This window comes from Micromonospora sp. NPDC005707 (genome assembly GCF_040631005.1).
GTDB lineage: Bacteria > Actinomycetota > Actinomycetes > Mycobacteriales > Micromonosporaceae > Micromonospora.
Genome location: NZ_JBEXYR010000027.1, coordinates 1 through 25,906, shown reverse-complemented (window position 1 = coordinate 25,906; position 25,906 = coordinate 1). Strand labels below are relative to the sequence as shown.

20 protein-coding genes are annotated in these 25,906 nt (G+C 72.0%); 9 read left to right on the top strand and 11 right to left on the bottom strand.

All coding sequences use genetic code 11. The annotated features are described in order from the left end of the window. Nucleotides 1–24: 24 nt before the first annotated feature. Genes ABZ452_RS31440 through ABZ452_RS31425 form a run of 4 tightly spaced genes read left to right on the top strand, consistent with a single transcriptional unit; the run spans nt 25 to nt 6,395 of the window. A complete protein-coding gene (locus ABZ452_RS31440; RefSeq protein WP_357950775.1) occupies nt 25–1,557 on the top strand; it encodes a xylan 1,4-beta-xylosidase in 1,533 nt (510 codons plus the stop codon). Continuing rightward, nucleotides 1,554–2,243 carry a YesL family protein gene (locus ABZ452_RS31435; RefSeq protein WP_357950773.1) on the top strand — a complete coding sequence of 230 codons (690 nt, stop codon included), beginning with the start codon at nt 1,554–1,556 and terminating at the stop codon, nt 2,241–2,243. Before ABZ452_RS31440 ends, ABZ452_RS31435 begins: the two co-directional genes overlap by 4 nt. Then, nucleotides 2,240–4,273: a beta-galactosidase gene (locus ABZ452_RS31430; protein WP_357950770.1), complete on the top strand. Its 2,034-nt coding sequence runs from the start codon at nt 2,240–2,242 to the stop codon at nt 4,271–4,273. The genes ABZ452_RS31435 and ABZ452_RS31430 overlap by 4 nt, the downstream gene beginning before the upstream one ends. Next, complete coding sequence (locus ABZ452_RS31425) at nt 4,260–6,395, top strand: alpha-glucuronidase (protein WP_357950766.1); 2,136 nt, start codon at nt 4,260–4,262, stop codon at nt 6,393–6,395. The genes ABZ452_RS31430 and ABZ452_RS31425 overlap by 14 nt, the downstream gene beginning before the upstream one ends. Before the next feature lie 50 nt (nt 6,396–6,445). Here the strand turns inward: ABZ452_RS31425 and ABZ452_RS31420 are convergent, their stop codons facing one another. Genes ABZ452_RS31420 through ABZ452_RS31405 form a run of 4 tightly spaced genes read right to left on the bottom strand, consistent with a single transcriptional unit; the run spans nt 6,446 to nt 11,852 of the window. Then, on the bottom strand, nt 6,446–8,770 hold the full coding sequence (locus tag ABZ452_RS31420; RefSeq protein WP_357950762.1) for a glycoside hydrolase family 3 N-terminal domain-containing protein: 2,325 nt from the start codon (nt 8,768–8,770) through the stop codon (nt 6,446–6,448). A 39-nt stretch (nt 8,771–8,809) separates the two neighbouring features. Then, a complete protein-coding gene (locus ABZ452_RS31415) occupies nt 8,810–9,676 on the bottom strand; it encodes a carbohydrate ABC transporter permease (RefSeq protein WP_357950831.1) in 867 nt (288 codons plus the stop codon). Then, nucleotides 9,673–10,671, bottom strand: a complete 999-nt coding sequence (locus ABZ452_RS31410) for a sugar ABC transporter permease (protein WP_357950759.1) — start codon at nt 10,669–10,671, stop codon at nt 9,673–9,675. Before ABZ452_RS31410 ends, ABZ452_RS31415 begins: the two co-directional genes overlap by 4 nt. Next, the gene (locus tag ABZ452_RS31405) at nt 10,668–11,852 is read right to left on the bottom strand and encodes an extracellular solute-binding protein (protein ID WP_357950757.1); all 1,185 of its coding nucleotides are present in this window, start codon (nt 11,850–11,852) and stop codon (nt 10,668–10,670) included. Before ABZ452_RS31405 ends, ABZ452_RS31410 begins: the two co-directional genes overlap by 4 nt. A gap of 193 nt (nt 11,853–12,045) precedes the next feature. Here ABZ452_RS31405 and ABZ452_RS31400 point away from each other — a divergent pair, with 193 nt between their 5' ends. Next, on the top strand, nt 12,046–13,122 hold the full coding sequence (locus tag ABZ452_RS31400) for a LacI family DNA-binding transcriptional regulator (RefSeq protein ID WP_357950754.1): 1,077 nt from the start codon (nt 12,046–12,048) through the stop codon (nt 13,120–13,122). 15 nt (nt 13,123–13,137) lie between these two features. Here ABZ452_RS31400 and ABZ452_RS31395 read toward each other — a convergent pair whose 3' ends face one another. Then, nucleotides 13,138–14,157, bottom strand: a complete 1,020-nt coding sequence (locus tag ABZ452_RS31395) for a LacI family DNA-binding transcriptional regulator (RefSeq protein ID WP_357950751.1) — start codon at nt 14,155–14,157, stop codon at nt 13,138–13,140. A gap of 355 nt (nt 14,158–14,512) precedes the next feature. Here ABZ452_RS31395 and ABZ452_RS31390 point away from each other — a divergent pair, with 355 nt between their 5' ends. Further along, nucleotides 14,513–15,706, top strand: coding sequence for an endo-1,4-beta-xylanase (locus ABZ452_RS31390; protein ID WP_357950749.1), 1,194 nt, complete (start codon nt 14,513–14,515; stop codon nt 15,704–15,706). A 61-nt stretch (nt 15,707–15,767) separates the two neighbouring features. On the opposite strand, the gene ABZ452_RS31385 is transcribed toward ABZ452_RS31390, so the two are convergent. Further along, the gene (locus tag ABZ452_RS31385) at nt 15,768–16,229 is read right to left on the bottom strand and encodes a YdeI/OmpD-associated family protein (RefSeq protein ID WP_357950746.1); all 462 of its coding nucleotides are present in this window, start codon (nt 16,227–16,229) and stop codon (nt 15,768–15,770) included. 79 nt (nt 16,230–16,308) lie between these two features. Here ABZ452_RS31385 and ABZ452_RS31380 point away from each other — a divergent pair, with 79 nt between their 5' ends. Beyond that, entirely contained in the window at nt 16,309–17,898 is a 1,590-nt protein-coding gene (locus ABZ452_RS31380; RefSeq protein WP_357950743.1) for an FAD-binding oxidoreductase, read from the top strand. Nucleotides 17,899–18,065: 167 nt separating this feature from the next. Further along, nucleotides 18,066–18,527, top strand: coding sequence for a nitroreductase/quinone reductase family protein (locus tag ABZ452_RS31375; RefSeq protein ID WP_357950740.1), 462 nt, complete (start codon nt 18,066–18,068; stop codon nt 18,525–18,527). 115 nt (nt 18,528–18,642) lie between these two features. On the opposite strand, the gene ABZ452_RS31370 is transcribed toward ABZ452_RS31375, so the two are convergent. Further along, entirely contained in the window at nt 18,643–19,563 is a 921-nt protein-coding gene (locus tag ABZ452_RS31370) for an AraC family transcriptional regulator (protein ID WP_357950737.1), read from the bottom strand. An 84-nt stretch (nt 19,564–19,647) separates the two neighbouring features. Between ABZ452_RS31370 and ABZ452_RS31365 the strand changes: the two genes are divergently transcribed. Then, nucleotides 19,648–20,622: an SDR family NAD(P)-dependent oxidoreductase gene (locus ABZ452_RS31365; RefSeq protein WP_357950734.1), complete on the top strand. Its 975-nt coding sequence runs from the start codon at nt 19,648–19,650 to the stop codon at nt 20,620–20,622. 90 nt (nt 20,623–20,712) lie between these two features. Here ABZ452_RS31365 and araA read toward each other — a convergent pair whose 3' ends face one another. Genes araA through ABZ452_RS31345 form a run of 4 tightly spaced genes read right to left on the bottom strand, consistent with a single transcriptional unit; the run spans nt 20,713 to nt 25,833 of the window. Beyond that, nucleotides 20,713–22,215, bottom strand: a complete 1,503-nt coding sequence (gene araA, locus ABZ452_RS31360; RefSeq protein ID WP_357950732.1) for an L-arabinose isomerase — start codon at nt 22,213–22,215, stop codon at nt 20,713–20,715. Between the two features lie 26 nt (nt 22,216–22,241). Then, the gene (gene yjfF / locus ABZ452_RS31355; RefSeq protein ID WP_357950729.1) at nt 22,242–23,231 is read right to left on the bottom strand and encodes a galactofuranose ABC transporter, permease protein YjfF; all 990 of its coding nucleotides are present in this window, start codon (nt 23,229–23,231) and stop codon (nt 22,242–22,244) included. Then, complete coding sequence (locus ABZ452_RS31350) at nt 23,228–24,298, bottom strand: ABC transporter permease (protein ID WP_357950726.1); 1,071 nt, start codon at nt 24,296–24,298, stop codon at nt 23,228–23,230. Before ABZ452_RS31350 ends, yjfF begins: the two co-directional genes overlap by 4 nt. Beyond that, on the bottom strand, nt 24,295–25,833 hold the full coding sequence (locus ABZ452_RS31345; protein WP_357950723.1) for a sugar ABC transporter ATP-binding protein: 1,539 nt from the start codon (nt 25,831–25,833) through the stop codon (nt 24,295–24,297). Before ABZ452_RS31345 ends, ABZ452_RS31350 begins: the two co-directional genes overlap by 4 nt. Nucleotides 25,834–25,906: the final 73 nt, after the last annotated feature.

Genomic DNA, 25,906 nt, shown 5'->3' with positions numbered 1-25,906 from the left:
GGCCGCAGGGCGGAGGAGACGGGCATGCGGATCGTCGTGCCGGATGAGGCCGCGGGCCGGCTGGGCGATGCCTGGCGCGCCTGCGTCGGCACCGGCCGGTTCGACCTCGCCCTGCGGCGGGACCACCAGGACTCGCTGGCGCTGATCCAGCGCGCGATCGGCTTCCGGCACATCCGCGGCCACGGGCTGCTGAGCGACGGCACGGGGGTCCACCGGCCCTACGAGTACCGCGGGGCACGGCACGTGCGCCACGCGTTCACGTACGTCGACCAGGTGGTCGACACCTACCTCGAACTCGGCATCCGACCCTTCCTGGAGCTGGGTTTCATGCCCTCCGGCCTCGCCTCCGGTGACCAGACGGTGTTCTGGTGGCGCGGCAACGTCACCCCGCCACGGTCCTGGAGCGAGTGGGTGGACCTGGTCCGGGGCACGATCACCCACCTCGTCGACCGCTACGGGCTCGACGAGGTCCGCGGCTGGCCGATCGAGGTGTGGAACGAACCCAACCTCACCCACTTCTGGCAGGGCGCGGACGAGGCCGCGTACCACCGGCTGTACGAGGTGACCGCGCACGCCGTGAAGGACGTCGACGCCGACCTCCAGGTGGGCGGCCCGGCGCTCTCCCCCGGCGCCGACGAATGGCTGCCCCGTTTCGCCGATTTCGTCGCCGCCCGGTCGGTGCCGATCGACTTCGTCAGCAAGCACGCCTACACCTCCGGGCCGGCCCAGCACGTGCCCTTCGGGGTGCATCAGACGCTGACCCCGGCGTCCGGGCTGCTGGAGCAGTTCGCCACCCCGCGCGAGCTGCTGCGGGACACCGCCCTGGCGGGGCTGCCGGTGCACATCACCGAGTTCAACTCCTCCTACCGGCCGGACAACCCGATCCACGACACCGCATTCCACGCCGCGTACCTCGCCCCGGTGGTGACCGCCGGCGGGGACCTGGTCGACTCCTTCTCCTACTGGACCTTCAGCGACATGTTCGAGGAGGAGGGGGTGCCGACCTCGCTGTTCCACGGCGGCTTCGGCCTGCTCACCCACCGCCAGGTCAAGAAGCCGACCTACCACCTGTACGCCTTCCTGGCCCGGATGGGTGACCAGGTCCTCGCGCGCGGCGCGGACCACCTGGCCACCCGCGACTCCACCGGCCGGATCACGGTGCTGGCCTGGGCGCCCGTGGACGTCACCGGCCGCGAGCCGGTCCCCGAGGTCCACACGGTGCGGCTGTCCCTGCCGCTGCCGTCGCCCGGGGCGACCTCCGCCTTCCTGCTGCGCTCGTCGGTCAGCGAGGAGGCGGGCAACGCCTGGCGGGCGTGGTGCGAGATGGGGCGGCCGCGCTCCCCGCACGCTCGCCAGCTGAACGCCCTGCGGGAGGCGGCCGAGCCCGCGCGGCGGCACGCGAACCTGCCGATCGTGGCCGGCCGCGTCGCGCTCGACCTGCACCTCTCGCGGCACGAGGTGACCCTGGCCGAGTTCACCGCCGTCACCGACGAGACCCCGCCGTGGTGGGCGGACGAGCGGCTGCTCGGCCAGGCCGCCGGAGAGGAGTCGGCATGAGTGACGTCGTGCGCGCCCGGCGCCAGTTCGGCGACGGTCCGCTGTCCCGCGCCGCGGCGCTGATCTACATCCTGCTGGTGGTGGAACTGCTGCTGCTGGTCACCACCGCGCCCGGCCTGGTCGCGCTCGCGTTGCTGGATCGGGACGTCAGCAACCTTCCGCTGGTCGCGGCCTGCGCGGTCCCGCTCGGCCCCGCTCTCTCCGCCGCGTTCTACACGCTGCACCACCAGCGCCTGGACCTGACCGACCTGCGCCCCGCGCGGGTCTTCTGGCGCGGCTATCGGACCAACCTCCGGGACGCCCTGCTGATCTGGGTTCCGTTGCTGCTGTGGCTGACCGTCATCGCCGTCAACCTCGCCCACCTGTCGGCCGCGGCCCTGCCCCGCTGGTGGGCGGTGCCGCTGGTGCTGGTCGGGGCGGGCGCGGCCCTGGTCGGCCTCAACGCGCTGGTGATCACCTCGTTGTTCGCCTTCCGGGTGCGGGACGTCATCCGGCTCGCCCGGTTCTTCGTCCTGCGTACCCCCGTCGGCACGCTGGGCGTCGCCGGCCTGCTGGCCGCGGCGGCCGCCCTGGTGCTGGTCACCTCGGAGGCGCTGCTGGTGGCGCTGGGCGCGGTGCTGGTGCTGGCCCTGCTGCGCGGCAGCGACCCGATGATCGCCATGATCCGGAACGAGTTCACCGCGTGAGCCTCCCGGCCACCGCCAAGGTGCCCTTCGGTGGGGACTACAACCCCGAGCAGTGGCCGGAGCCGGTGTGGGACCAGGACTACCAGCTCTTCGACCTGGCCCGGATCGATCTCGTCACCCTGGGCGTCTTCGACTGGGCGCTGACCCAGCCCGCCCCGGACGTCTACGACTTCACGCTGCTCGACCGCATCGTGGCACGCGCGACCGCCGAGGGCCGGAGGATCTGCCTGGCGACCGGAACGGGCGCCCACCCGGCGTGGCTGGCCCGCGCCCATCCCGAGGTGACGCGCACGGACTTCGAGGGACGGCGGCACGGGTTCGGCCAGCGGCACAACTCGTGCCCCAGTTCCCCGGTGTTCCGTCGGCTCTCCGCCGAGCTGGCCCGGCGGGTCGCCCGGCGCTACGCCGCGAACCCGTCGATCGTCGCGTGGCACGTCGGCAACGAGTACGGCGGCGCCTGCTACTGCCCCCGGTGCGCCGCGGGCTTCCGGGACTGGCTGCGCCGGGGGTACGGCACGCTGGAGGCGCTCAACGCGGCCTGGTACACCACCTTCTGGTCGCACACCTTCACCGACTGGGAGGAGATCGAGCCGCCGTCGGCCCTCACCGAGCACTGGCGCGGGCCGGACCACACCGCCTTCCCGGGGATCACCCTGGACTACCGCAGGTTCATGTCCGACGCCATGCTGGCCAACTACCTCGACGAGAAGGCGGCGATCCGGGAGGCAAGCCCGGACGTCCTGGTCACCACCAACTTCATGGGCATGTACCGGCCGATCGACTACCACCGCTGGGCGCCCCACCTCGACTTCGCCTCGTGGGACAACTATCCCCCGGACGACAGCTCACCGTCCTGGATGGCCCTGACCCACGACCTGATGCGCGGGCTCAAGGACGGCCAGCCGTTCTGGCTGATGGAGCAGACCCCGAGCCACACCGCCTGCCGGGACGTGAACCCGCTGAAACGGCCGGGCGTGCTGCGGCTGTGGAGCTGGCAGGCGGTGGCACACGGCGCGGACGCGGTGCTGTTCTTCCAGTTGCGCGCCTCGCGGGGGGCCAGCGAGAAGTACCACGGTGCGGTCATCGGCCACTCGGGCCGGTCGGACACCCGGGTGTTCCGGGAGGTCGCACAGCTCGGCGCCGAGTTCGACCGGCTCGGTGCGGCGACGCTGGGCGCGCGGACCCCGGCCCGGGTCGCGCTGCTGTTCGACTGGGACAGCTGGTGGGCGCTGGAGATCTCCGACGGCCCTTCCCGGCTGGTCCGCTACCAGCAGGTGGTGCTGGCCTACCACCGGGCGCTCTGGGACGCGGGGGTCGACATCGACGTGGTCGCGGTGACGGCGGACCTGTCCCGCTACGACGTGGTCGTCGCGCCGGCGCTGCACATGGTCAAGGGCGACCTCCCGCAGCGGCTGGCGGAGGTGGCCGAGCGGGGCGGCTCGGTGCTGACGACGTTCCTGTCGGGGCGGGTGGACGAGAACGACAACGCCTTCCTGATGGACGTGCCCGGCCCGCTCGGGCGGCTCATGGGCGTGCGCGTCGACGAGTGGGACGCCCGCGGACCGGGATTCGTCAACCCCGTGCTCCTGCGGGCCGGCGCCGACCGGGTCGAGGTGGCCGCACGGCTGCTGTTCGAGCTGGTGATCCCCGAGGGGGCCGAGGTCGTGGGCACCTACCAGGACGACTTCTACGCCGGCACCCCGGCCGTCACCAGGAACGCCTTCGGCGCCGGTGACGGCTGGTACGTGGGGGCCGGGCTGGATCAGGAGGGGGTGTCCTGGGTGGTCCGGCGGGTACTCGACCGGCACGGCCTGGCCGGACCGTACGCGGACGTGCCGGATCTGGAGGCCGCCGTGCGGGTCACCCCGGGCGGGGCGCGACTGCGTTTCCTGCTCAACCACCGGGCCGAGCCCGTCGAGGTGGCCGCCTGCGACGGTGGTGTCGACCTGCTCAGCGGCGACCGGATCGAGCGCGGGCAGGCGGTCCGGCTCGGCCCGCGGGAGGTCCTGGTGGTCCGTGAGGACGCATGAGGCCGCCGCCATCGGCCCGCGCGACCCGGGAGATCCGGTGAACACGGCCCGGTCGGACGGTGTGCACGCCGCCTGGCTGCCGCCGGAGGCGTTCGGCGCCATCGGTGCAAGGCGCAGTCTGGTCTGCGGCGACGGCGTGCTCGTCGACACGGTCCGCGACGAGATCTCCCGAGCCTGCGCCCGGTACGGCGGCAGCACCGACCGGCCCCCGCCGCGGCCGGCGTCCCCCGACCGGCCGGCCGCGGGCACGCCGTACGACCTGGTGCTCGCGCTGGTCCCGGCCGCCCTCCTGCCGGTCGCCGCAGCCGCGGTCCAGGTCGGGTACCAGCGGCGCCACGGGGCCGGCGCGCTCGGCGAGGAGGGTTTCCTGCTGGCCCGGCACGCCGAGGTCACCGTGGTGCTGGCCGAGGCGCCCGCCGGCCTGCTCTACGGCCTGTTCCACCTGGTCCGGCTCGGCGAGTCGGCGTTCGGCCTGACCCGCCCGACGGAACTGCACCGCCCGGCCGTGCGGCTGCGCATGCTCGACCACTGGGACAACGTCGACGTGCACCCGGTGATGGGGCAGGTCGAGCGCGGCTACGCCGGCGGGTCCATCTTCTGGCGGGACGGCGCCCGGCGCGACGACCTGACCCGGGTCGGCGCCTACGGGCGGCTGCTGGCCGCCTGCGGCGTCAACGCGGTCTCGGTGAACAACGTGAACGTCCATGCCACCGAGGCGCGCCTGCTGACCGACGGGCTCGGCGACGTCGCCGCGATCGCGGACGTCCTGCGGCCGTACGGGATCCGGGTGCACCTGTCGGTCAGCTTCGCCGCACCCGTCGCTCTCGGCGGCCTACCGACCGCGGATCCGCTGGTCGACGGCGTGCGGACGTGGTGGGCCGACACCACCCGGAACGTGTACGAGAGCATCCCCGACTTCGGCGGCTACGTGGTGAAGGCGGACTCCGAGGGGCAGCCGGGCCCCTTCGCGTACGGGCGCAGCCACGCCGACGGTGCGAACCTCCTCGCCGACGCGCTGGCGCCGTTCGGGGGCGTGGTGCACTGGCGGGCCTTCGTCTACGACCACCGCCAGGACTGGCGTGACCGGTCGACCGACCGGGCCCGTGCCGCCCACGACCACTTCACGCCCCTCGACGGGCGGTTCCGCGACAACGTGATCCTCCAGGTGAAGCACGGGCCCATGGACTTCCAGCCGAGGGAGCCGGTGTCCCCGGTGCTCGCGGCCATGCCGAACACGCGGCTGGCGGTGGAGTTCCAGGCGACCCAGGAGTACACCGGCCAGCAGCGGCACGTCTGCTACCTGGCTCCCTGGTGGAGCGAGGTGCTCGGGTTCGCGCCGTGGGGCGACGGCGGGCCGACGGTCGCCGACGTGGCGGCCGGCGGTGGGTTGGTGGGGGTTTCCAACGTGGGCGACGACCCGTTCTGGACCGGGCACCCGCTCGCGCAGGCGAACCTGTACGCGTTCGGTCGGCTGGCCTGGGATCCCCGCCTGGATCCGGTGGCGGTGCTCGACGAGTGGATCGACCTGACCTTCGTGCGGCCGGCGCCGGGCTGTCCCGGGCTGGTGCGCCGGGCGCTGCACGCGATCATGGACGACTCGTGGCGGACCTACGAGCGGTACACCGCGCCGCTGGGGGTCGGTTTCATGGTCCGCCCCGGTCACCACTACGGCCCCGACGTGGACGGGTACGAGTACACCCCCTGGGGCACCTACCACTTCGCCGATCGGGACGGCGTGGGCGTCGACCGCACCCGGGCCTCAGGCAGCGGATTCACGGGGCAGTATCCGCCGCCGTGGCGCGACGTGTACGAGTCACCCGACCGGTGCCCCGACGAGCTGCTGCTCTTCTTCCACCACGTGCCGTACGGGCACCTGCTGCACGACGGGTCCACCGTCATCCAGCACATCTACGACACCCACTTCGCCGGGTACGAGCAGGTGGTCACCATGCGACGGCGGTGGGAGGGGCTGGCCGGGCGGCTCGACCCGGGGGTGTACGACCGGGTCCGCGAACGCCTCGACGAACAGCTGCGCTGCGCGCAGGAGTGGCGGGACCAGGTCAACGCCTACTTCTTCCGCAAGTCCGGGGTGCCGGACGCCCGAGGACGGCCCATCCACTGAGCGTGTGCCGGTCCGCCGGGCGTCCCCCGTGGACGCCCGGCGGACCGACCTCACCTGATCTCGGTCGTCGTCCAGCGCGGAGCCTCGGTGGTGACCGGCACGGTGTCACCGACCAGGGTGGTCAGCGCCTCCGTGTCCCGGCGGGCGCTCGTGCCGATCCAGAGTTCGACGTCGCCGGGCTCCACGACCCGGGTGAGCGTGCGGTCGGAGAAGGCCAGGCGAGTGGTGGGGACCGTCAGCTCGACGGTGACCGACTGGCCCGGGGCCAGGTGGACCCGCCGGTAGCCGAGCAGTTGCGCCACCGGCCGGGTCACCGAGGCGACCAGGTCACGGCCGTAGAGCTGGACCACGTCGTCGCCGGCGACCGCGCCGGTGTTCGTCACGCGCACCGCCACGTGCAGCGCCCCGTCGGTCGGTGCCGTCGCCGGCGCGCCGAGGCCGGTGTGCGCGAACGTCGTGTACGACAGGCCGTGGCCGAACTCCGCCGCGGGGGTCGCCGGCAGGTTGGTCACCTCGCTGCCCTCGCCGAGCGCGGGGTGCAGGTAGGAGTACGGCTGCGACCCCGCCGAGCCGGGCAGGCTGACCGGCAGCTTGCCCGACGGGTTGACCCGCCCGGACAGCACGCCCGCGATCGCTCCGGCTCCCTCCTCGCCGGGGAAGAACGCCTGCACCACCGCCGCGCAGCGCGACAGCGCCCAGCCGATCGCGTACGGCCGGCCGGTGAGCAGCACGAGGACGACCGGGGTGCCCGTGGCCAGCACGGCCTCCACGAGCTCGCGCTGGACTCCGGGCAGCTCCAGGTCCTCCCGGTCGCAGCCTTCGCCGACCGTGCCACGCCCGAAGAGGCCGGCGTGATCCCCGACGACCAGGACGGCGACGTCCGCGGCGGACGCGACGGCGACCGCCTCGTCGAAACCGGACCGGTCGTCGCTGTCCACGTCGCAGCCGCTCGACCAGGTGACGAGATCGGCGCCGACCTCGGCACGCAGGGCGTCGAGGACCGTCGGCACCTCGATGCCGGTCTCGACGCCGGGGTGCTGGACGAGCACGTGGTTGAGGAAGGAGTAGCACCCGAAGAGCGCGGCCTGCCGGTCCGCGTTCGGACCGATGACCGCCACGCGCCGGCCCGCGGGCAGCGGAAGGACGCCCTGGTTGGCGACCAGGACGACCGACTTCTCGGCGAGGCGGCGGGCGATCGCCCGGTGCTCCGGCGAGTCGAGGTCGACCGCCCGGGGCGGCTCGTCGGTGAACGTGGCGTCGAGCAGCCCGAGCTCCAGCTTCTCGCGCAGGACCCGCAGCACCGCCCGGTCGACGAGCGCTTCGTCGAGCCTGCCGGCCCGCACCTGCTCGCGCAGGGTCAGATAGGCGTCGCCCGTCGGGAGTTCGACGTCGACTCCCGCGGCCAGCGCCTGCGCGGCCGCCCCCGCGTGGTCGGCCGCGACGTGGTGCAGCAGGTTCAGGAAGGCGACACCGTAGTAGTCGGACACCACCGTGCCGTCGAAGCCCCAGCTGTCCCGCAGCACGCCGGTCAGCATCGTCGGATCGGCGGCCACGGGCACGCCGTCGATCTCGGTGTAGGAGTGCATGACGCTGCGCGCGTTCCCGTCGAGGATCGCCATCTCGAACGGCGGGAACAGCACGTCGGCGAGCTCCCGAGGGCCGGCGTGCACCGGGGCGAAGTTGCGCCCGGCGCGCGACGCGGAATAGCCGGCGAAGTGCTTCAGCGTGGCGTGGACGCCCTGCGACTGGAGGCCGCGCACGTACGACGTGCCGATGGTGCCGACCAGGTAGGGGTCCTCGGCGATGCACTCGTCGACCCGACCCCAGCGCGGGTCCCGGATCACGTCGAGCACCGGGGCGAGGCCCTGGTGGATGCCCAGCGCCCGCATCGAGGCCCCGATCGCCGCGGCCATCTCGGTGACGAGCTCGGGGTCGAACGCGGCGCCCCAGCCCAGCGGGGTGGGGAAGGTGGCCGCCTTCCACGCCGAGAGCCCGGTGAGGCACTCCTCGTGGACGATCGCCGGTATGCCCAGCCTGGTGCCCGTCACCAGGTCCCGCTGGAATCTCCACAGCCAGGCCGCGCGGGCCGCGGCGTCGACCGGGCGGGTGCCGTAGACCCGGGTGAGATGGCCGAGTCCTTGCCGGGCGAAGTCCTCCAGCTTGACGTCGTCGCCGAACTCGCCCTGCAGGGGTGCGACCGCCTCGCCGTCCTCCTTCTCCCAGAAGCCGACGAGCTGGGCGACCTTCTCCTCGATCGTCATCCGGCCGAGCAGCTCACGGACGCGCGCCTCGCCGGTGTGTCCGTCCGGCCGATCGTGGTCGGGAGTTGCCTGGGCCGGCGCCGGCCCGCCCACCACCGCGTGGACCTCAGTCATGCTGTGCCTTTCCTTTGATTGTGCTGGTACCGCTGTCGCTCAGCCCTTGACCGCGCCCTGCAGGCCACCGACGATCTGCTTCTCCGCGAGGGTGAAGAAGAACAGCGCCGGCAGCATCGCCAGGGACGTGAAGGCGAGGACGCCCGCGGTGTCGGTGGAGAACTGGCTCGAGAAGTTCTGCACCCCCAGCGGCAGGGTGTGCAGGCTGACATCGCCGAGGACGAGCAGCGGCAGCAGGAACGCGTTCCAGCTCGCCACGAACGCGAGGACGCCGACGGTGACGAGCGCGGGCCGCGACAGCGGCAGCGCGATGCGCCAGAGGAAGCCGAGCCGGCTCGCGCCGTCGATCGCCGCGGCGTCCTCCAACTCGCGGGGGATGGCGGACAGGAAGGGTCGCAGGATCACGATCGTCAGCGGCAGCTGGAAGGCGACCTGCGGGAGGATCACGGCGTAGTAGGAATTGATCAGGTTCAGGTCGCGCAGCATCAGGTAGAGCGGCAGGATCGCCGCCCCGGCCGGGAAGAGCAGGCCGAGCGTGAAGAAGGTGTAGAGCCCCTCCCGCCCCCGGAAGGTGTACCGGGCCAGCACGAATGCGGCGGCCATGCCGAGCACCACGACGCCGAGCGTGGTGCCGAGGGCGATCACCCCGCTGTTGAACGCCTGCTGCCAGAACTTGCCCTGCGTCAGCACCCGGGTGTAGTTGTCGAGGACCCACGGGTCGGGCAGGCCGGCCGGATCGTCGACGATCTGCGGGGTGGTGCGGAAACCGCCGACGATCACGTAGAGGATCGGGGTGATCGACACGGCCGCGACCGCGAGTGCCAGCGCGTACGTGAGCGGGGTGCCCCACGACATCGGCCGGCGTTCGGCGGACGGGGAATGAACGAGGTTCGTGGCCACGGTCAGTTCGCCCTTCTGGTGATGGCGCCCTCGATGTCCCGGCGGAGGATGAAGCGCTGGAACAGCAGCGCCGCGACGAACGAGATGACGAAGAGGATCACGGCGACCGCGTTGCCGTAGCCCCACAGTCGGGCGAAGAACCCGTTGTCCACCATGTACGTCGCCATGGTTCCGGAGGCCCCGAGCGACCGCACCGCGGGCACCGAGGTCACCCAGATCACGTCGAAGACCTGCAGCGAACCGATCATCGACAGGAACATCCAGATCCGGATCGTCGGCCCCAGCAGCGGGAGGGTGACGTGGCGCTGGGTCTGCCACCAGCTCGCGCCGTCGATCGCGGCGGCCTCGGTCAGCTCGTGCGGCACGTTGGACAGGCCGGCGAGCAGGAGGATGATGGCGAAGCCGACGTACTTCCAGGTGAGCACGAACAGCAGCGTCCAGATGACGACGTCGAGGTCGGCGAGCCACGCCTGCACGAGGCTGCCCAGTCCCAGGGACCGCAGCAGCGCGTCGACCGTGCCACCCTCGGCCAGGATCAGCTTCCACATGATGCCGACGGTGACCTCGGCGAGCACGTAGGGCACGAACACCAGCAGGCGGAACACCGAGCGCCCGCGGAAGCGGCGGTTGAGCAGCAGGGCGATGCCCAGGGCGACGGGGCCCTGGATCAGCAGCGACCCGAACACGATGATCGCGTTGTTGCGCAACGCGTCGAGGAAGATCGGGTCCTGGAAGGCGAGCGTGTAGTTCTTGAAGCCGATGTACTCAGTGGGGGGCCCGACCCCACGCCACCGGTAGAGGCTGTAGTAGACCGCGAAGCCCATCGGCACCAGCACGAACATCACGTAGACGACGAGCGCCGGCGTCGTGAGCCCGATGATCTCGTACCACTTACGGCGGGTCTCGGCCCGGCGGGAGGACGAGCCCCCGGCGGGCCGGTGACCCGCCGGCGGCGCGGACACGCCGCCGGCGGGGAACCGGGTTTGGTCGGTGGAGGTCACTTGCTTGCGGCTGCCTTCATCCCCGCGACGACCTTCTCCGGCGTCCCCTTGCCCGAGAAGATGCCGACGATCCCGTCGTTCATCGCGGTGCCGACGGTGCTGCCGTAGGCCGTGTCGAGCCAGAGCTGGACGTAGCTCGCCTCGGACGTGGCCTGCAGGATGGACTTCAGGGCCGGGTCCTGGATGCCGGCCTCCGCGCCCTTGACGACGGGGAGCCCGGTGCCGGTCTCGGCGTAGCCCTTCTGCACCTCGGGGCTGGCGATGTACTTGAGGAACTCGACGCACTCGGCCGGGGCCTTCTTCGAGCAGGCGAACCCGTCGCCGCCGCCGAGGGCCGCCTTGGGGTCACCGGCGGAACCGGAGATCGCCGGAACGGGGAACCAGCCAAGGAACTTGGCGAGCTTGGCCTTGTCCGTGGCGACGTTGTCCAGGGTGCCCCGGTTCCAGTCGCCCATCAGCTCCATCGCGGCCTTGCCGTTGGCGAGCAGGCCGTTGGCGCTGGTCGGGTCGTTCTGGCCCGGCGTGGCGATGAAGTTGTTCTGGAACGGCTTGGTGTCGATGAAGGCCTTCAGGTCCTGGCCGGCCTTCACGAAGCACGGGTCGTCGAAGACCTTCTCCTTGGACGCCTTCTTCAGGGTGTCGATCGAGCAGTCGCGCAGCGCGAAGTTGTACCACCAGTGGGCGGCGGGCCACTTGTCGCCGGCGCCCACGGCGATCGGGGTGACGTTGATGGCCTTGAGCTTCGTGACCGCGGCGTTGAGCTCTTCGAACGTGGTCGGCGGCGCGCTGATGCCCGCCTGGGCGAACATGTCCTTGTTGTACCAGATGCCCTCGATGCCCATCCGGAACGGCAGGCCGTACTGCTTGCCGTTCACCTGCCAGATCTCGGCCGCGCTGCCGATGTTGGCGACCTCGGTCTTGACCTGGTCGGTGAGGTCCTTGAGGTAGTCGGCCTCGACCTGCTCGACCATCTCGCCGCCACCCCACGTCATGAAGACGTCCGGCGGGTCGTTGCTCAGCAGCGCGGCGGGGATCCGGGTGCGCTGCAGCTGGTTGGTCTCGATCGCCTCGATCTCGATCTTGACGGTCGGGTGGAGCGCGGAGAAGTCCTTGGCGACCTTCTCCCAGTAGGTCTTGCCCGGCCCGTCCTGGGGGGCGTTGTGCCACCAGGTCAGGGTCACGGGGTTCTTGTACAGCTCACCCTCGCTGGACGTCCCCTCGTCGCCGCCGCTGTTGCAACCAGCGACGACGAGAGCGCTTGCCATAAGTAGTGCCAGGGCGGCACCTGCACGCCGCTTCGTCGCCATCGATTTTCTCCTCCGTCAGGCAGTCGCGGTACTCGGCCTGCGGGGAGTTTTACAGCCGTGAAAGGGGGTGTCAATCGGTATCGATAACGTTTTCGAGTCACTGCTGACCGCACCCACGCGGCGGCTCTATCATCGTCGGGTGGTCTTCCCGGAGCGCGTCAAGATGTCGGACGTGGCACGTACCGCCGGCGTCTCGGTGGCAACGGTATCGAAGGTTGTGAATGGTCGCTACGGCGTGGCCCAGGCGACGGTGGAGCGCGTCCAGCAGGTCATCCACGAGCTGGGCTACGAGGCCAGCCTGGGGGCGCAAAGCCTGCGCAGCCACCGCACGAACGTGCTGGGCATCCTGGTCGCCGAGTTCGAGCCGTTCTCGACCGAACTGCTCAAGGGGGCGTCCCGGGAGGTCGCCGGCAGCGGGTACCAGCTGTTGGCCTACTCCAGCGGCGACGGCGAGGGTGCCGCCATAGGCTGGGAACGGCGCTCGCTGGCCCGCCTGTCCGGAACCCTCATCGACGGCGCCGTGATCGTCACGCCGACCGTGATCGAGACCAAGCACGGCTTCCATGTCGTGGCCGTCGACCCCCATACCGGCCCATCCGGCCTGCCCACCGTCGACTCGGACAACTTCGCCGGCGCCGTGCTCGCCACCAACTACCTGCTCTCGCTCGGCCACCGCCGCATCGGGCACATCAGCGGGCGCCCCGACCTCGAGTCGGCGCGCCTGCGCGAGGCGGGCTTCCGCAAGGCCATGGCCGACGCCGACGTGGCGGTCGACGAGAGGATCGTGCGCGTCGGCGGGTTCCGGACCGAGACCGCCGCCGGCACGGCCGCGGAGCTGCTCTCGCTCCCGGACCGGCCGACGGCGATCTTCGCGGGCAACGACCTTTCGGCGATCTCCACGATGGACGTCGCCCGCGGCATGGGCCTCGCGGTGCCCGACGACCTGTCCGTCATCGGCTTCGACAACGTCCCGGAGTCGGCACTGGTGAACCCCCCGCTGACGACGATCATGCAACCGCTGCAGCGCATGGGCGCCGAGGCGTTGCGCCTGCTCATCGACCTGATCGCCGGCGTCGAGCGCGACACGCACATCCGGCTCCCCACCGAGCTGGTCGTGCGGGCCTCCTGCCGCCCCTACCGCTGACGCGGTCGGTGGGAGTCAGGGGACCAGCGGGGCGGCGCTGTCGCGGACGACGAGCTGGGTGGCCAGCTCGACGCGGGGGCTCTCGATCCGCTCCCCCTGGGCCAGGCGCAGCACCGTGCGCGCGGCGAGCAGGCCCATCTTCGCCAGGGGCTGCCGGACGGTTGTCAGCGGTGGGGAGCACCACCGGACCTCCGGCAGGTCGTCGAAGCCGACGACGCTGACGTCGTCGGGCACCCGCAGGCCGCGTCGTCGGACGGCCTCGTAGACCCCGAGGGCCATCTGGTCACTGGCGGCGAAGATCGCGGTGGGCGGGTCGGGCAGGCGCAGCAGGTGGGTGCCGGCGGCGAAGCCGGCCTCGTGGTAGAAGTTGCCCGGCTGGATCAGCTCCTCGTCCACGGTGAGGCCGGCGGTCTCCAGCGCCGCCCGGTAGCCGTCCAGACGTACCCGGCTGCACATCAGCTGCGGCGGCCCGGCGATGAAGCCGATCCGCCGGTGACCGAGACCGAGCAGGTACTCGGTCGCGCGCAGGCTGCCCACCCAGTTGGTCGCCCCGATGGTGTGCGCCTCCTGCGGGGGCACACCCGCGGGGTCGACGATGACGACAGGGATGTTGAGGCGGCGCAGCTCGGCCTGCAGCGGCGGCTCCAGGGTGGAGGTCACGAAGATGACCCCCTCGGTGGAGCGGGTGCGCAGGTTGTCCAGCCACTGCCGGGCCGACGAGCTGCGCCGGTGGATCGCGGAGACCACGGTGCCGATGCCGGCCGCGTGCGCGACGTCCTCGACCCCACGGATGATCTCGACCGCCCAGGGGCTGTCCAGGTCGTTGAAGACCAGATCGATCAGACCGGAGCTGGGCCGCATGCTCGGCCGGCGGCGGCGGTAGCCGTGCCGGGTCAGCAGCTCCTCGACCCGTTCCCGGGTCCGCGGCGCGACGTCGGAGCGACCGTTGACCACCCGCGACACCGTGGGCACCGAGACGCCGGCCAGCCGCGCGATCGCCGCGATGGTGACTTTCCGGGAGTCTTCCGAGGCCACCGGGTCGCCCTTTCGTCCAGGGACTTTCGGTCTGATGCCGGTACTTTCGATCGGTTGAGGGCACGTTATGACCTGCCGCGATCCGGGTCAAGGCCCTGCCGTGCCCGGTCGTCCCCCACCGCGACCCCGCGAACGGACCGGCCGGCGCCGCCCTCCGATGGTTGACGAGGGGGATCGACGCTCGTATTGTTCCGGCTCAGTTACCGGAAGTTTGCGCGAAAGTATCGGACCGGCCGCGCACGTACCACGGTTTCCCGCACCGTCCCTCTGATCGGCGTCCGGCGCGCCACCCGCGTGCGTCCGCGCCCCCTGGGTCGACGTCCCGGTCGACCCGTTCCCCACCGGAGGAAAACCCATGAAACTGCGACGATGGATAGCCGCCGGCGCGGTCGCCCTGGCCACCGCCGCCACCCTCAGCAGCGCGCCGGCCACGGCGGGCCGCCCGTACGACCCGGCCGACCAGAGCCTGCGCAACCTCGCGCTGCGCCACGGCCTGGCCGTCGGCACGGCCGTCGACATGGCCGCCCTCGACGACCCCGCCGACCCCCGGTACCGCCAGCTCGCGGCGTCGGAGTTCTCGACGGTCACCGCCGAGAACGTGATGAAGTGGGAAAGCCTGGAGCCGACCCGCGGCACCTACAACTGGGAGCCGGCCGACCGGCTCCTCGCGTTCGCCAAGCAGAACAACCAGCGCGTACGCGGGCACGTGCTCGTCTGGCACAACCAGCTGCCCGGCTGGCTGACCGCCGGCGTGGCCGACGGCTCCATCAGCGACACCGAGCTGCGCGACATCCTGCGCCGGCACATCACCGCCGTGGTCACCCACTTCAAGGGCCGGATCTGGCAGTGGGACGTGGTCAACGAGGCGGTCAGTGACCCCTGGGACACCCCGTCGACCCTGCACTACAAGGGGTTCTGGGCCCAGCACCTGGGGGCTGGCTACATCGCCGACGCCTTCCGCTGGGCCAGCGCGGCCGACCCGCACGCCCTGCTGTTCTACAACGACTACAACATCGAGGCGTTCGGCTCACGCGACCCGGCCAACGACAAGACCCAGTTCGTGTACGACATGGCCAAGAGCCTGCTCGCCCAGCGCGTGCCGATCGACGGCATCGGCAGCCAGGGCCACCTCGGGACCCAGTACGGCAACTTCGACACCCTCCAGGTCGCCGAGGCGCTGCGGAAGTTCGCCGGGCTCGGGCTGGCCACCGCGTTCACCGAGGTCGACGTGCGCAGCCAGCTCACCGAGGGAGTTCAGGCGGGCGACTCGAACGAGATCAACCCACGCTTGCAGGCCTCGGCCGCGAACTTCAGCGTGCTGCTGCAGGCCTGCCTGGCCGAGCGGCACTGCCTGTCGTTCACCGTCTGGGGATTCACCGACAAGCACTCCTGGGTGCCCGGCTGGTTCACCGACCCGCCGGAGGGCCTGGCCACCATCTACGACGAGAACTACCAGCCCAAGCGGGCGTACCAGGAGATGAAGGCCGACCTGATCTACAGCGGGCCACCGTACGTCCTGCCGCGCGTCCCGCAGCGGCCGCGCCGCTAGGCGCAGCGGCCGGGCGGGGCCGGTCGGTCGACCGGCCCCGCCCCGCGCCGTTCCGGGTCGCTCAGCGGTGCTGGCCGGCGCGGAGCATCTCGATGGTCTTCGTGACGCGCTGCGCCCGGGTGGCCTCCCGCTTGGCCTCGGTGACCCAGCGGACGAACTCCTTGCGGTGCGAGGGGGCCAGCGCCCCGAACGCCGTCTGCGCCTGGGCGTCCCCGGCGAGAGCGGCGGCCAGGTCGTCGGGCACCTCGACGCCGCGGGCCTCCGCGTCGAGGGCGATGGCGACCTCGTACGACGCCCCGATGCTCACGCCCGCCTGCGCCCGCGCCGCACGTGACAACCCGATCAGGTTCTCCCCGCCCATCCGGGCCAGCCGCAGCGGGAGCGTCACCCCGTTGACATCCACGCGCACGGGGAACGTCCGCCGCCCCTCCCCCACGACCGACACCTGCTCGTCGGACAGCACGAACGCTCCGGCCGGACCGCGCTGCTCCAACGTCAACGTCAACGCGAGGGTCCCGGTCATGACGTCATCGTAGTCGGCAGCACGCCGGCCGGCGATCAACGGCCGGCAATCCCGGCGATCGATGGCTACCGTCATGGCCATGGCCGACGCCGCGACCGCCCGCCCCACCGCCCGCGCCCGCTCCTGGTGGGGCTGGGGCTGGGCGGACGAACACCCCGACGACGCCGAATGCGTGGCGATGGGAGCCCTCCTCCCCGGTACGCTCCCGCGCCCCCTGCCCGTCCCTCGGGTCGCCGACCTGCGGATCGACCGGCCCGCCGTCGAGCCGCCGCCGAGCCTCGCGCAGCTGGTCACCGCCGACCCCGGGGCGCGCGCCGCGCACGCCATGGGCAAGGCGTACCGGGATGTCATCCGCGCCCTGCGCGGCCGGCCGGCGCGGATACCCGACCTGGTCGCCCGGCCGAGCAACGACCAGGACGTGGCCGACCTCCTGGAGTGGGCCGGCGACCGTGACGTTGCCGTGATCCCCTACGGCGGGGGCTCCTCGGTGACCGGCGGCGTGGAGTACCGCGGCGACGCGCACCGGGCGGTGGTGTCCCTCGACCTGACCGCGCTGGACCGGGTAGTGGAGGTCGACACCGACAGCCGGGCCGCCCGCATCCAGGCCGGCGTCCTCGGCCCGGCACTGGAGGACCAGCTCAGGCCGCACGGCTTGACGCTGCGGCACTTCCCGCAGAGCTTCGAGTTCTCCACCCTCGGCGGCTGGCTCGCCACCCGGGCCGGCGGTCACTACGCCACGGTCCACACGCACATCGACGACTTCGTGCAGTCCCTGCGACTGGTCACCCCGGCCGGCGCCGGCACGTCGTGGCAGGTGCCCGCCTCCGGCGCCGGACCGTCCCCCGACCGGCTGTTCCTCGGTTCGGAAGGCACCCTGGGCGTCATCACCGAGGCGTGGATGCGCCTGCAGGACCGCCCCCGCCACCGGGCCTCCGCGTCGGTGCGTTTCGCCGACTTCGCCGCCGCGCTGCGGGCGGTTCGTACGATCGCCCAGTCCGGCCTCACCCCCGCCAACTGCCGCCTGCTCGATGCCGGCGAGGCCGCGCTGTCCGGCGCCGCCCGCGACGGCTCGTCCGTCCTCGTCCTCGGCTTCGAGTCGGCCGCCGCGCCGGTGGACGCCGCTCTCGCCCAGGCGCTGGACCTGGCCCGCGCGCACGGCGGCACGCCCTCCTCGGGCGGTCGGGGCGACGACGCGGTCGGCGCGTGGCGCTCGGCGTTTTTCCGGATGCCGTACCTGCGCGACGGCCTCGCCCGGATGGGGGCCGTCGTCGAGACCTTCGAGACGGCCGCCACCTGGAAACGGCTTCCCGCTCTGATCGACGCCGTCCGCGACGAGGTGGGCGCCGCCGCGCGCGAGGCCACCGGGCATCCCGCCGCCGTCAACTGCCGCCTCACCCACGTCTATCCCGACGGAGCGGCGCCCTACTTCACGGTGCTGGCCGGCGGCCGGGCGGGCGACGAGGTCGCCGTGTGGGACCACCTCAAGGACGTGGCGACCGACGTCCTCCACCGCCATCACGCCACCATCACCCACCACCACGCCGTCGGCCGCGACCACCGCCCCGGCTACGACCGCCAGCGCCCCGAACCGTTTGCCCTGGCCCTGCGCGCCGCGAAGGCCGCGCTCGACCCGCACGGGATCCTCAACCCCGGCGTGCTCATGGACTGACCCGCGCCCCCACCGAGTGATGAACGGTCGGGGTGACCGGGACCTTGGGCCCTGCATTTCCCGCCCGGGATCGCCAACCCTGGAGACCGGACGGTCCGGACCGGTCGAAGGAGGATGTGGTGGCGAAGTTGGGGAGTTGGCCGTTGTCCGAGAACACCCTTCGCGCGATGTACGCGGGGGGCCGCGGCAACGCGGCGGCCCGCCGGTTCGCCCGATTGTGGGCGGCCGTACACGGTGCCGGCCTGACACCCCGGCGCTGGGTGACACTGGAGGTGGCCGGACGCCGTAGCGGACGGCTGACCCGGTTCCCGCTGGGCATGGCCGACTGGCGGGGCGACTGGTATCTCGTGTCGATGTTGGGCGAGAACTGCAACTGGGTCCGCAACGTACGGGCGGCCGACGGGCTGGTGACCATCCGGCACGGGCGGGCCCGGGCCTGCCGGCTGGTCGAGGTGCCGGTCGAGGAGCGCGCACCGATCCTCAAGCGGTACCTGGCGACGGTACCCGGAGCCCGGCCGCACCTACCCGTCGACCGGCACGCACCCCTGGCCGAGTTCGCGGCCATCGCGGCGCGGTACCCCGCGTTCCGCGTCGAGGCGGCGGGCGAGAAGTCGGACCACCGCGGCTGAACGGCCACGGTGGCCATGGTGGTTGCGGCCGTACCGCCAGACCGGTCTCGGCGACCAGGCGGGCCAGCCGGGCCCGCGGCGCGCGGGACTCCGGGACGAACCGCGCGTCTCGGCCTCAGTGCTCCGCGCGTGCGCCGGCGGCGCGGTAGGCGCGCGGCGAGAGACCGATGGCGCGTTTGAAGGCGACGCTGAAGGCGCTCTCGGAGCCGTACCCCACGTCGCGGGCGATCGTGGCGACGGTGTCGTCGCCGCGGCGGATGCGGTCGGCGGCAAGCTCGACCCGCCACGCGGTGAGGTACTCCAGCGGCCCTTGGCCGACCACCTGCTTGAACCGGGCCGCCAGGGTGGAGCGGGAGACCGCCGCGCTGCGGGCCAACTCGGCGACCGTCCAGGGGTGTGCGGGCCGGGCGTGCATCCGTCGCAGGACGGTCGTCACGGTGGGATCGGTCAGGCCGGCCAACCAGCCGGAGGTGTGGCCGGCGTCCCGCGTGAGGTACAGGCGCAGGATCCGCACCAGCATGACGACGGCCAGGTGCTCGGCGACGAGCCTCGCCCCCGCCGCGTCCTGCTGCAGCTCCGCGTCGATCTCGGCGACCGCGCGTCGCACGGTGGCGGCCTCCGGCGTCCCGGCCGCCACCCGGATGACCGGCGGCAGGCCGTCGAGCAGCAGGGCCTGGGCGCGGTCGGTGAAGGAGAACGCGCCCCCGATGAGGAACACCTCGTCGCCCTGGCCGGCGCGGGCCACGCCGTCGACGGCCGCGGTGAACAGGGGCCCCGCCGGCTCGGCCGGCAGGCTCAGGTCGCTGGCCAGGGTGAACGCGACCGGCCGGGTCAGCAGGAAGCAGTCGCCCTCGTGCAGCCGGAGGGGATCCGGCACCCCGTCCACGCGAAGCCAGCAGGCGCCCCGGCGTACGACGTTGAACTTCACGCCGGCGGGCGGCTCGAACCGGACGGCCCACGCTCCGCCGGCCGACATACCGGCGGAAAGGTGACTCGTGGCGCCGGTCAGGGAGAGAACGTCCTCCAACGGGTCCACGCACACCCCCTTCGGACGCTGACGAAACTTTCTCGGACGGCAAACTATAGTTCGTCCAGAACCGCCGGTCGTAGCGTTGCTGTCATGACAGAGAGCACACGCCTGACCACCGAGTTCACCGCCCGCGCCACCGCCGAGGAGGTCATCGACGGCGTCGACCTCACCGGGCGCCGCATGATCGTCACCGGCGGCGCCTCGGGCATCGGTCTGGAGACGGTCCGCGCCCTCGCCCGCGCCGGCGCGGAGGTTACCGTGGCGACCCGTGATCCCGCCCGCGCGGACGACCTGGTGGCCGAGTTCGCCGGACCCGGTCCGGGCACGGTCCGGGCCGCCGCGCTCGACCTGGCCGACCTCGACTCCGTCGACGCCTTCGTCGCCGGGTGGACCGGGCCGTTGCACGCGTTGATCGCGAACGCCGGGATCATGGCGCTACCGAACCGCCAGCTGACTCCGGAAGGCTGGGAACTGCAGCTCGCCACCAACTACCTCGGGCACTTCGCGCTGGCCCGGGGCCTGCACGACAACCTCCGCTCCGCGGGCTCCGCGCGGGTCGTCGTCGTCAGCTCGGGCGCACAGCTGCGCGCCGGTGTCGACTTCGAGGACCCGCACTTCGCCCGCCGCCCGTACGACCCGTGGACCGCGTACAGCCAGTCCAAGACCGCCGACGTCCTGCTGGCCGTCGGGATCGCCCGGCGTTGGGCCGTTGACGGGATCACCGCCAACGCCCTGGCCCCGGGCGTCATCATCACCAACCTGCAACGTCACCTCGGCGCGGACACCCTGCGCACCTTCGGGGTGACGACCGACGAGGCGGGCAACCTGTCGGTGCCGGAGCACTACAAGACCCCGGCCCAGGGCGCCGCCACCACCGTGCTGCTGGCCGCGTCGCCGCTGGTCGAGGGGGTCACCGGCCGCTACTTCGAGGACAACCAGGAGTCGGCGGTGGTCCCCGGCGGTCCGGAGCCGATGACCGGGGTGGCCGAGCACGCCGTGGACGTCGCCGCCGCCGACCGGCTCTGGGCGTACGCCGAGCAAGCCCTCGCCTCCCGGCGAGCCTGAGCGCCGCTCCACCTGCCGACCCCGGCACACCGGGACCGGCCGGCGGGTGACCGCCGGCCGGTCTTCGTCGCGAGACCCGGGACCGCCGGCTCAGAACCCCCGGGCGAGCCGGTAGTACGCCTGGTTCCAGCGGATCTGCTCGGCGAAGCGGCGCGGGTCCGTGTCGGCGTCGATGACGACCAGCTCGGTGCGGCTCATCTCGGCCAGGTCGTGCAGCTCCTCCACGCCCACCGCCTGCGAGAGCACGGTGTGGTGCGGGGCGCCCGCGGTGATCCACGCCTCGGCGGAGCCGGCCAGGTGCGGGCGGGGGCGCCAGACGGCCCGGGCGACCGGCAGCCGGCGCAGCGGATGGGGCGGCGCCACCACATCCACCTCGTTGGCGACGAGCCGGAACCGCTCCCCCATGTCGGCCAGGCCCAGCACGACCGCGGGACCGGGGGCGGCGTCGAAGACCAGCCGGACCGGGTCCTCCCGCCCACCGATGCTCAGCGGGTGGATCTCGACGGATGGGGTGCCCGCGGCGATGCTCGGGCAGACCTCGAGCATGTGCGCGCCGAGGACCAGTTCCCGGCCCGGGGTGAGGTCGTAGGTGTAGTCCTCCATGAAGGAGGTGCCGCCGTCGACCCCGACCGCCATGGCCTTGAGGGTGTGCACCAGGACGGACGTCTTCCAGTCGCCCTCACCGCCGAAGCCGTAGCCGTCGGCCATCAGGCGTTGCACCGCGATGCCGGGGAGCTGGCGCAGCCCGCCCAGGTCCTCGAAGTTGGTGGTGAAGGCGCGGAAGCCACCAGCGTCGAGGAAGGTCCGCAGGCCGAGTTCCAGCCGGGCGGCGTAGCGCAGCGACTCGTGCCGGTCGCCGCCGGTGCGCAGCTCGGGGACCAGCCGGTAGCTGTCGTCGTACTCCTTGACCAGGTCGTCCACCCGCGCGTCGGTGACCTCGTCGACCACCTGGACGAGGTCGTTGACCCCGTAGGTGTTCACGGAGACCCCGAAGCGCAGCTCCGCCTCCACCTTGTCGCCCTCGGTCACCGCCACGTCGCGCATGTTGTCGCCGAAGCGGGCCAGCCGCAGCGAGCGCATGGCCGACCAGCCGATGGCCGCCCGCGCCCAGGCGCCCACCCGGGCCACCACGCGCGGGTCGCTGACGTGCCCGGCGACGGTCTTGCGGGCCACACCGAGGCGGGTCTGGATGAACCCGAACTCCCGGTCGCCGTGCGCGGCCTGGTTGAGGTTCATGAAGTCCATGTCGATCTCGTCCCACGGCAGCAGGACGTTGGCCTGGGTGTGCAGGTGCAGCAGCGGCGTCCGCAGCGCGTCCAGGCCCGCGATCCACATCTTCGCCGGTGAGAAGGTGTGCATCCAGGCGATCACGCCGACGGCCCCGTGGGCGGCGGCGTCCCGGCAGACCCGCAGGATGTCGCCGCTGGTGGTCAGGACCGGTTTCCACACGACCCGGGCGGGGATGCGCGCCGAGCCGTCGAGCGCCGCCGCGATCTGCCGCGACTGGTCGGCCACCTGGCGGAGGGTGTCCTCGCCGTACATGGCCTGGCTGCCGGTCAGGAACCAGATCTCAGGCTCAGCGTGCGATGCCATGGGGTCGCCTCCCGCGAGTTGGTCGGTCACTTGTAGCGGATTCCGATCAGGCGTTGGAGCAGGATGAACGCGAAGAGGAGGCCGCCGATCACGATCTTGGTCCACCACGAGTTGAGGCTGCCGTCGAAGGTGATCAGGGTCTGGATGACCCCGAGGACCAGCACCCCGAGCACGGTGCCGAAGACGTAGCCGGCGCCGCCGGTCAGCACGGTCCCGCCGATGACGACGGCGGCGATGACGTCGAGTTCCATGCCGACGCCGATGAGCGGGGCGCCGGAGAGCGTGTAGAAGGACAGCAGGATCCCGCCGATCGCCGCGCAGAGACCGCTGATGGTGTAGACGGCGATCCGGGTCCGCCCCACGGGCAGCCCCATGAGCAGCGCCGACTGCGAGTTGCCGCCGATGGCGTACACGTTGCGGCCCAGTCGGGTGTAGGCCAGCGTGTACGCGGCGACGGCGACCACGGCGAAGGCGATGAGCACGCTGATCGAGACGAAGTTGCCGCTGGGGTTGCCGATGCGTTGCTGGGACATCCTGGTCCAGAACCCGTCGGTGATCGGGATGGACGAGCCGCTGATGAAGGTGCACATGCCGCGGGCGAAGAACATCCCGGCGAGGGTGACGATGAACGGCTGGATGTCGAAGAAGTGGATCACACAGCCCATCAGGAAGCCGAGCGTCGGCCCGATGAGCAGCGCGACGAGCAGCACCAGCGCCGCGGGCAGCCCCTCGCGCAGCAGGAACGCCGACACCATCGCGGTCATCGCGACGACCGAGCCGACGGAGAGGTCGATCCCTCCGGTGAGGATCACGAAGGTCATCCCGACGGCGACGACGAGCAGGAAGCCGTTGTCGATGAAGACGTTGAAGACGACCTGGACGTTCGAGAACGCGCGGTACTGGGACACGCCGACGCCGTACAGGACCAGCAGCAGGGCGAGGGTGGCCAGCACCGGGATGTGCCGCCGGGGCAGCCGCGACCGGGTACGCGCGGCCAGCAGGGAGAGGGTCGTCATGCCGGCACCTGCTCCTTCGGCTGCTCGGTGGCGGGGGTGGGCCCGGCCGTCGGGGCCCGGCGTCGGGTGAAGCGGGCCCGGAAGCCCGGCGCCTGGATGAGGCAGACCGCGATGACCACGACCGCCTTGAACAGCAGCGAGGTCTGGGGCGAGATGTTCATGGCGTACACCGTGGTGGTGAGGGTCTGGATGAGCAGCGCGCCGAGGATGGTGCCGCCGAGGGAGAACCGGCCGCCCGCGAGGGAGGTGCCGCCGATGACCACGGCGAGGATCGCGTCCAGCTCGACCCAGAGGCCCGCCGCGTTGCCGTCGGCGCTGGACACGTTGGCCGTCATCATGAAGCCGGCGACCGCGGCGCAGGCCGCGCTGATCACGTAGACGAGGAACGTGATCCGCGCGGACCGGATGCCGGCCAGGCGGCTGGCCTGGGCGTTGCCACCGACCGACTCGATGATCAGGCCGAGGGCGGTCCGCCGGGTCACCGCGGCGACCAGGAGAGCCGCGGCGAGGGCGAGGAAGATGGCCAGCGGCAGGGTCAGCAGGTGACCGACGCCGATCGCCTTGTACGGGGCCGAGTTGATGGTCAGGATCTGCCCCTCCGTGATCAGCTGGGCGAGGCCCCGACCCGCGACCATGAGGATCAGGGTGGCGATGATCGGCTGGATGCCGATGACCGCGACCAGCACGCCGTTCCAGGCGCCGAGCACGAGGGCCACCCCCAGCCCGAGGGCCAGCGCGGTCAGCACCCCGCCGATGCTGTTCTGGTCGCGCTGCTGGCTGATGTGGAGGCAGGCGATGGCGCCGCTGATGGCGCAGAGCGAGCCCACCGACAGGTCGATGCCGCCGGTGGCGATCACCAGCGTCATGCCGAGCGCGACCAGGATCAGCGGCGCGCTCAGCCGGAGGATGTCGATCAGGCTGCCGTACAGGTGACCGTCGCGCATCTGCACCGACAGGAAGCCGGGGCGGTAGACGGTGTTGGCGGCCAGCATGCCGACGAGGACGACGACCGGCCAGAAGAGCCGGTGTGTCGTCAACGCCCGGTAACCGGCCGTTCGGTTGCTCATGACGGCACCCCTTCGTGCCCGGCGCCGGCCGCGATGGTCTGCATGATCCGGTCGGCGTCGATGCTCTGGTCGTTGGTGAGTCGCGCGACCATCTCCCGGTCGCGCATCACGGCGATCGTGTGGCTGAGGCGGAGCACCTCCTCCAGCTCGGCGGAGACGAACAGCACCGCCATGCCGCCGTCGGAGAGCTGGGCGACCAGCCGCTGGATCTCGGTCTTGGCGCCGATGTCGATGCCCCGGGTCGGCTCGTCGAGGATCAGCAGGCGCGGCTCGGTGATGAGCCAGCGCGCGAGCAGGACCTTCTGCTGGTTGCCGCCGGAGAGGTTGCCCACCGGGATGTCCGGGTCGGCCGGCCGGATGCTCAGGGCCTGCACGTACCGTTCGACCAGCTCGTCCTGCCGGCGGCGGGGTACGGGCCGGAGCCAGCCCCGCGCGGCCTGCAGGGCCAGGATGATGTTCTCCCGCACGGACAGCTCGGCGACGATGCCCTCGGCTCGCCGGTTCTCCGAACAGAAGCCGATGCCGTGGCCGATGGCGGTCACCGGGGTACGCAGCGACGTGGGTGTGCCGTGCACCCGGACGGTGCCGTGGTCGGCGCGGTCGGCGCCGAACAGCAGCCGGGCGACCTCGGTACGGCCCGAGCCGAGCAGCCCGGCGAGGCCGACCACCTCTCCCTCGTGGATGGTGAGGTCGAACCGTGCGACCGCCGAGCGGCGTCCCAGCTCGCGCACCTCCAGCAGCGGTGCGCCCTCCGCCGGCGCGGCGTCGTGCCGGGACTGCTCGTCGAGTCGCTCCAGCACCCGCAGTTCCTTGCCGATCATCTTCTCCACCAGGCCGAGCTGGGGAAGCTCGCTCGTCGGGTACTCGCCGACGAGCTGGCCGTTGCGCAGCACCGTGATCCGGTCGGCGATCTCGTAGACCTGGTCCAGGAAGTGGGTGACGAACAGGATCGCGAGGCCGTCGTCGCGCAGCTGCCGCATGACCCGGAACAGCTGCGCGACCTCGCCCGCGTCGAGGCTGGAGGTGGGTTCGTCGAGGACCAGCACCCGCGCCTCGATGTCGATGGCGCGGGCGATCGCCACCATCTGCTGCACGGCCAGCGAGTAGCTGCCGAGCTGCGCGTTGACGTCGATGTCGAGGTCCAGCCGGGCGAGGAGGGCGCGGGCGCGCCGCCGCATCTCCGCCCACCGCACCGCGCCGAGCCGGCGGGGTTCCCGGCCGATGAAGATGTTCTCCGCCACGGAGAGGTTGGTGCAGAGATTGACCTCCTGGTAGACGGTGCTCACGCCGGCGGCGGTGGCCTGCATCGGGCCGGTGAAGGACGCCTGCTCGCCGCCGAGCGTGACCGTGCCGTGGTCGGCGCTGTAGACGCCGGTCAACACCTTGATGAGGGTCGACTTGCCGGCGCCGTTCTCACCCATGAGGGCGTGCACCTCGCCCGGAAGGAGGCGGAAGTCCACGCCGTCGAGCGCCCGTACCCCCGGGAAGGACTTGCTGATCCCGGTCATTGTCAGCACTGGATGGCTACCCGTCATGCCACCGGGTCCTTTCCTGGTCGATGAGGCGGTGGGCGGTGTGGGCGCGGCGGGGGCGGCCCCGGGGCCCCCC

Coding starts and splice junctions, on each gene's coding strand:
- araA (WP_357950732.1), bottom strand. CDS start 22,215: ATGGCATCGCACGCTGAGCCTGAGATCTGGTTCCTGACCGGCAGCCAG.
- ABZ452_RS31385 (WP_357950746.1), bottom strand. CDS start 16,229: ATGACCGGGACCCTCGCGTTGACGTTGACGTTGGAGCAGCGCGGTCCG.
- ABZ452_RS31350 (WP_357950726.1), bottom strand. CDS start 24,298: ATGAGCAACCGAACGGCCGGTTACCGGGCGTTGACGACACACCGGCTC.
- ABZ452_RS31365 (WP_357950734.1), top strand. CDS start 19,648: ATGACAGAGAGCACACGCCTGACCACCGAGTTCACCGCCCGCGCCACC.
- ABZ452_RS31420 (WP_357950762.1), bottom strand. CDS start 8,770: ATGACTGAGGTCCACGCGGTGGTGGGCGGGCCGGCGCCGGCCCAGGCA.
- ABZ452_RS31435 (WP_357950773.1), top strand. CDS start 1,554: ATGAGTGACGTCGTGCGCGCCCGGCGCCAGTTCGGCGACGGTCCGCTG.
- ABZ452_RS31380 (WP_357950743.1), top strand. CDS start 16,309: ATGGCCGACGCCGCGACCGCCCGCCCCACCGCCCGCGCCCGCTCCTGG.
- ABZ452_RS31375 (WP_357950740.1), top strand. CDS start 18,066: ATGTACGCGGGGGGCCGCGGCAACGCGGCGGCCCGCCGGTTCGCCCGA.
- yjfF (WP_357950729.1), bottom strand. CDS start 23,231: ATGACGACCCTCTCCCTGCTGGCCGCGCGTACCCGGTCGCGGCTGCCC.
- ABZ452_RS31440 (WP_357950775.1), top strand. CDS start 25: ATGCGGATCGTCGTGCCGGATGAGGCCGCGGGCCGGCTGGGCGATGCC.
- ABZ452_RS31345 (WP_357950723.1), bottom strand. CDS start 25,833: ATGACGGGTAGCCATCCAGTGCTGACAATGACCGGGATCAGCAAGTCC.
- ABZ452_RS31390 (WP_357950749.1), top strand. CDS start 14,513: ATGAAACTGCGACGATGGATAGCCGCCGGCGCGGTCGCCCTGGCCACC.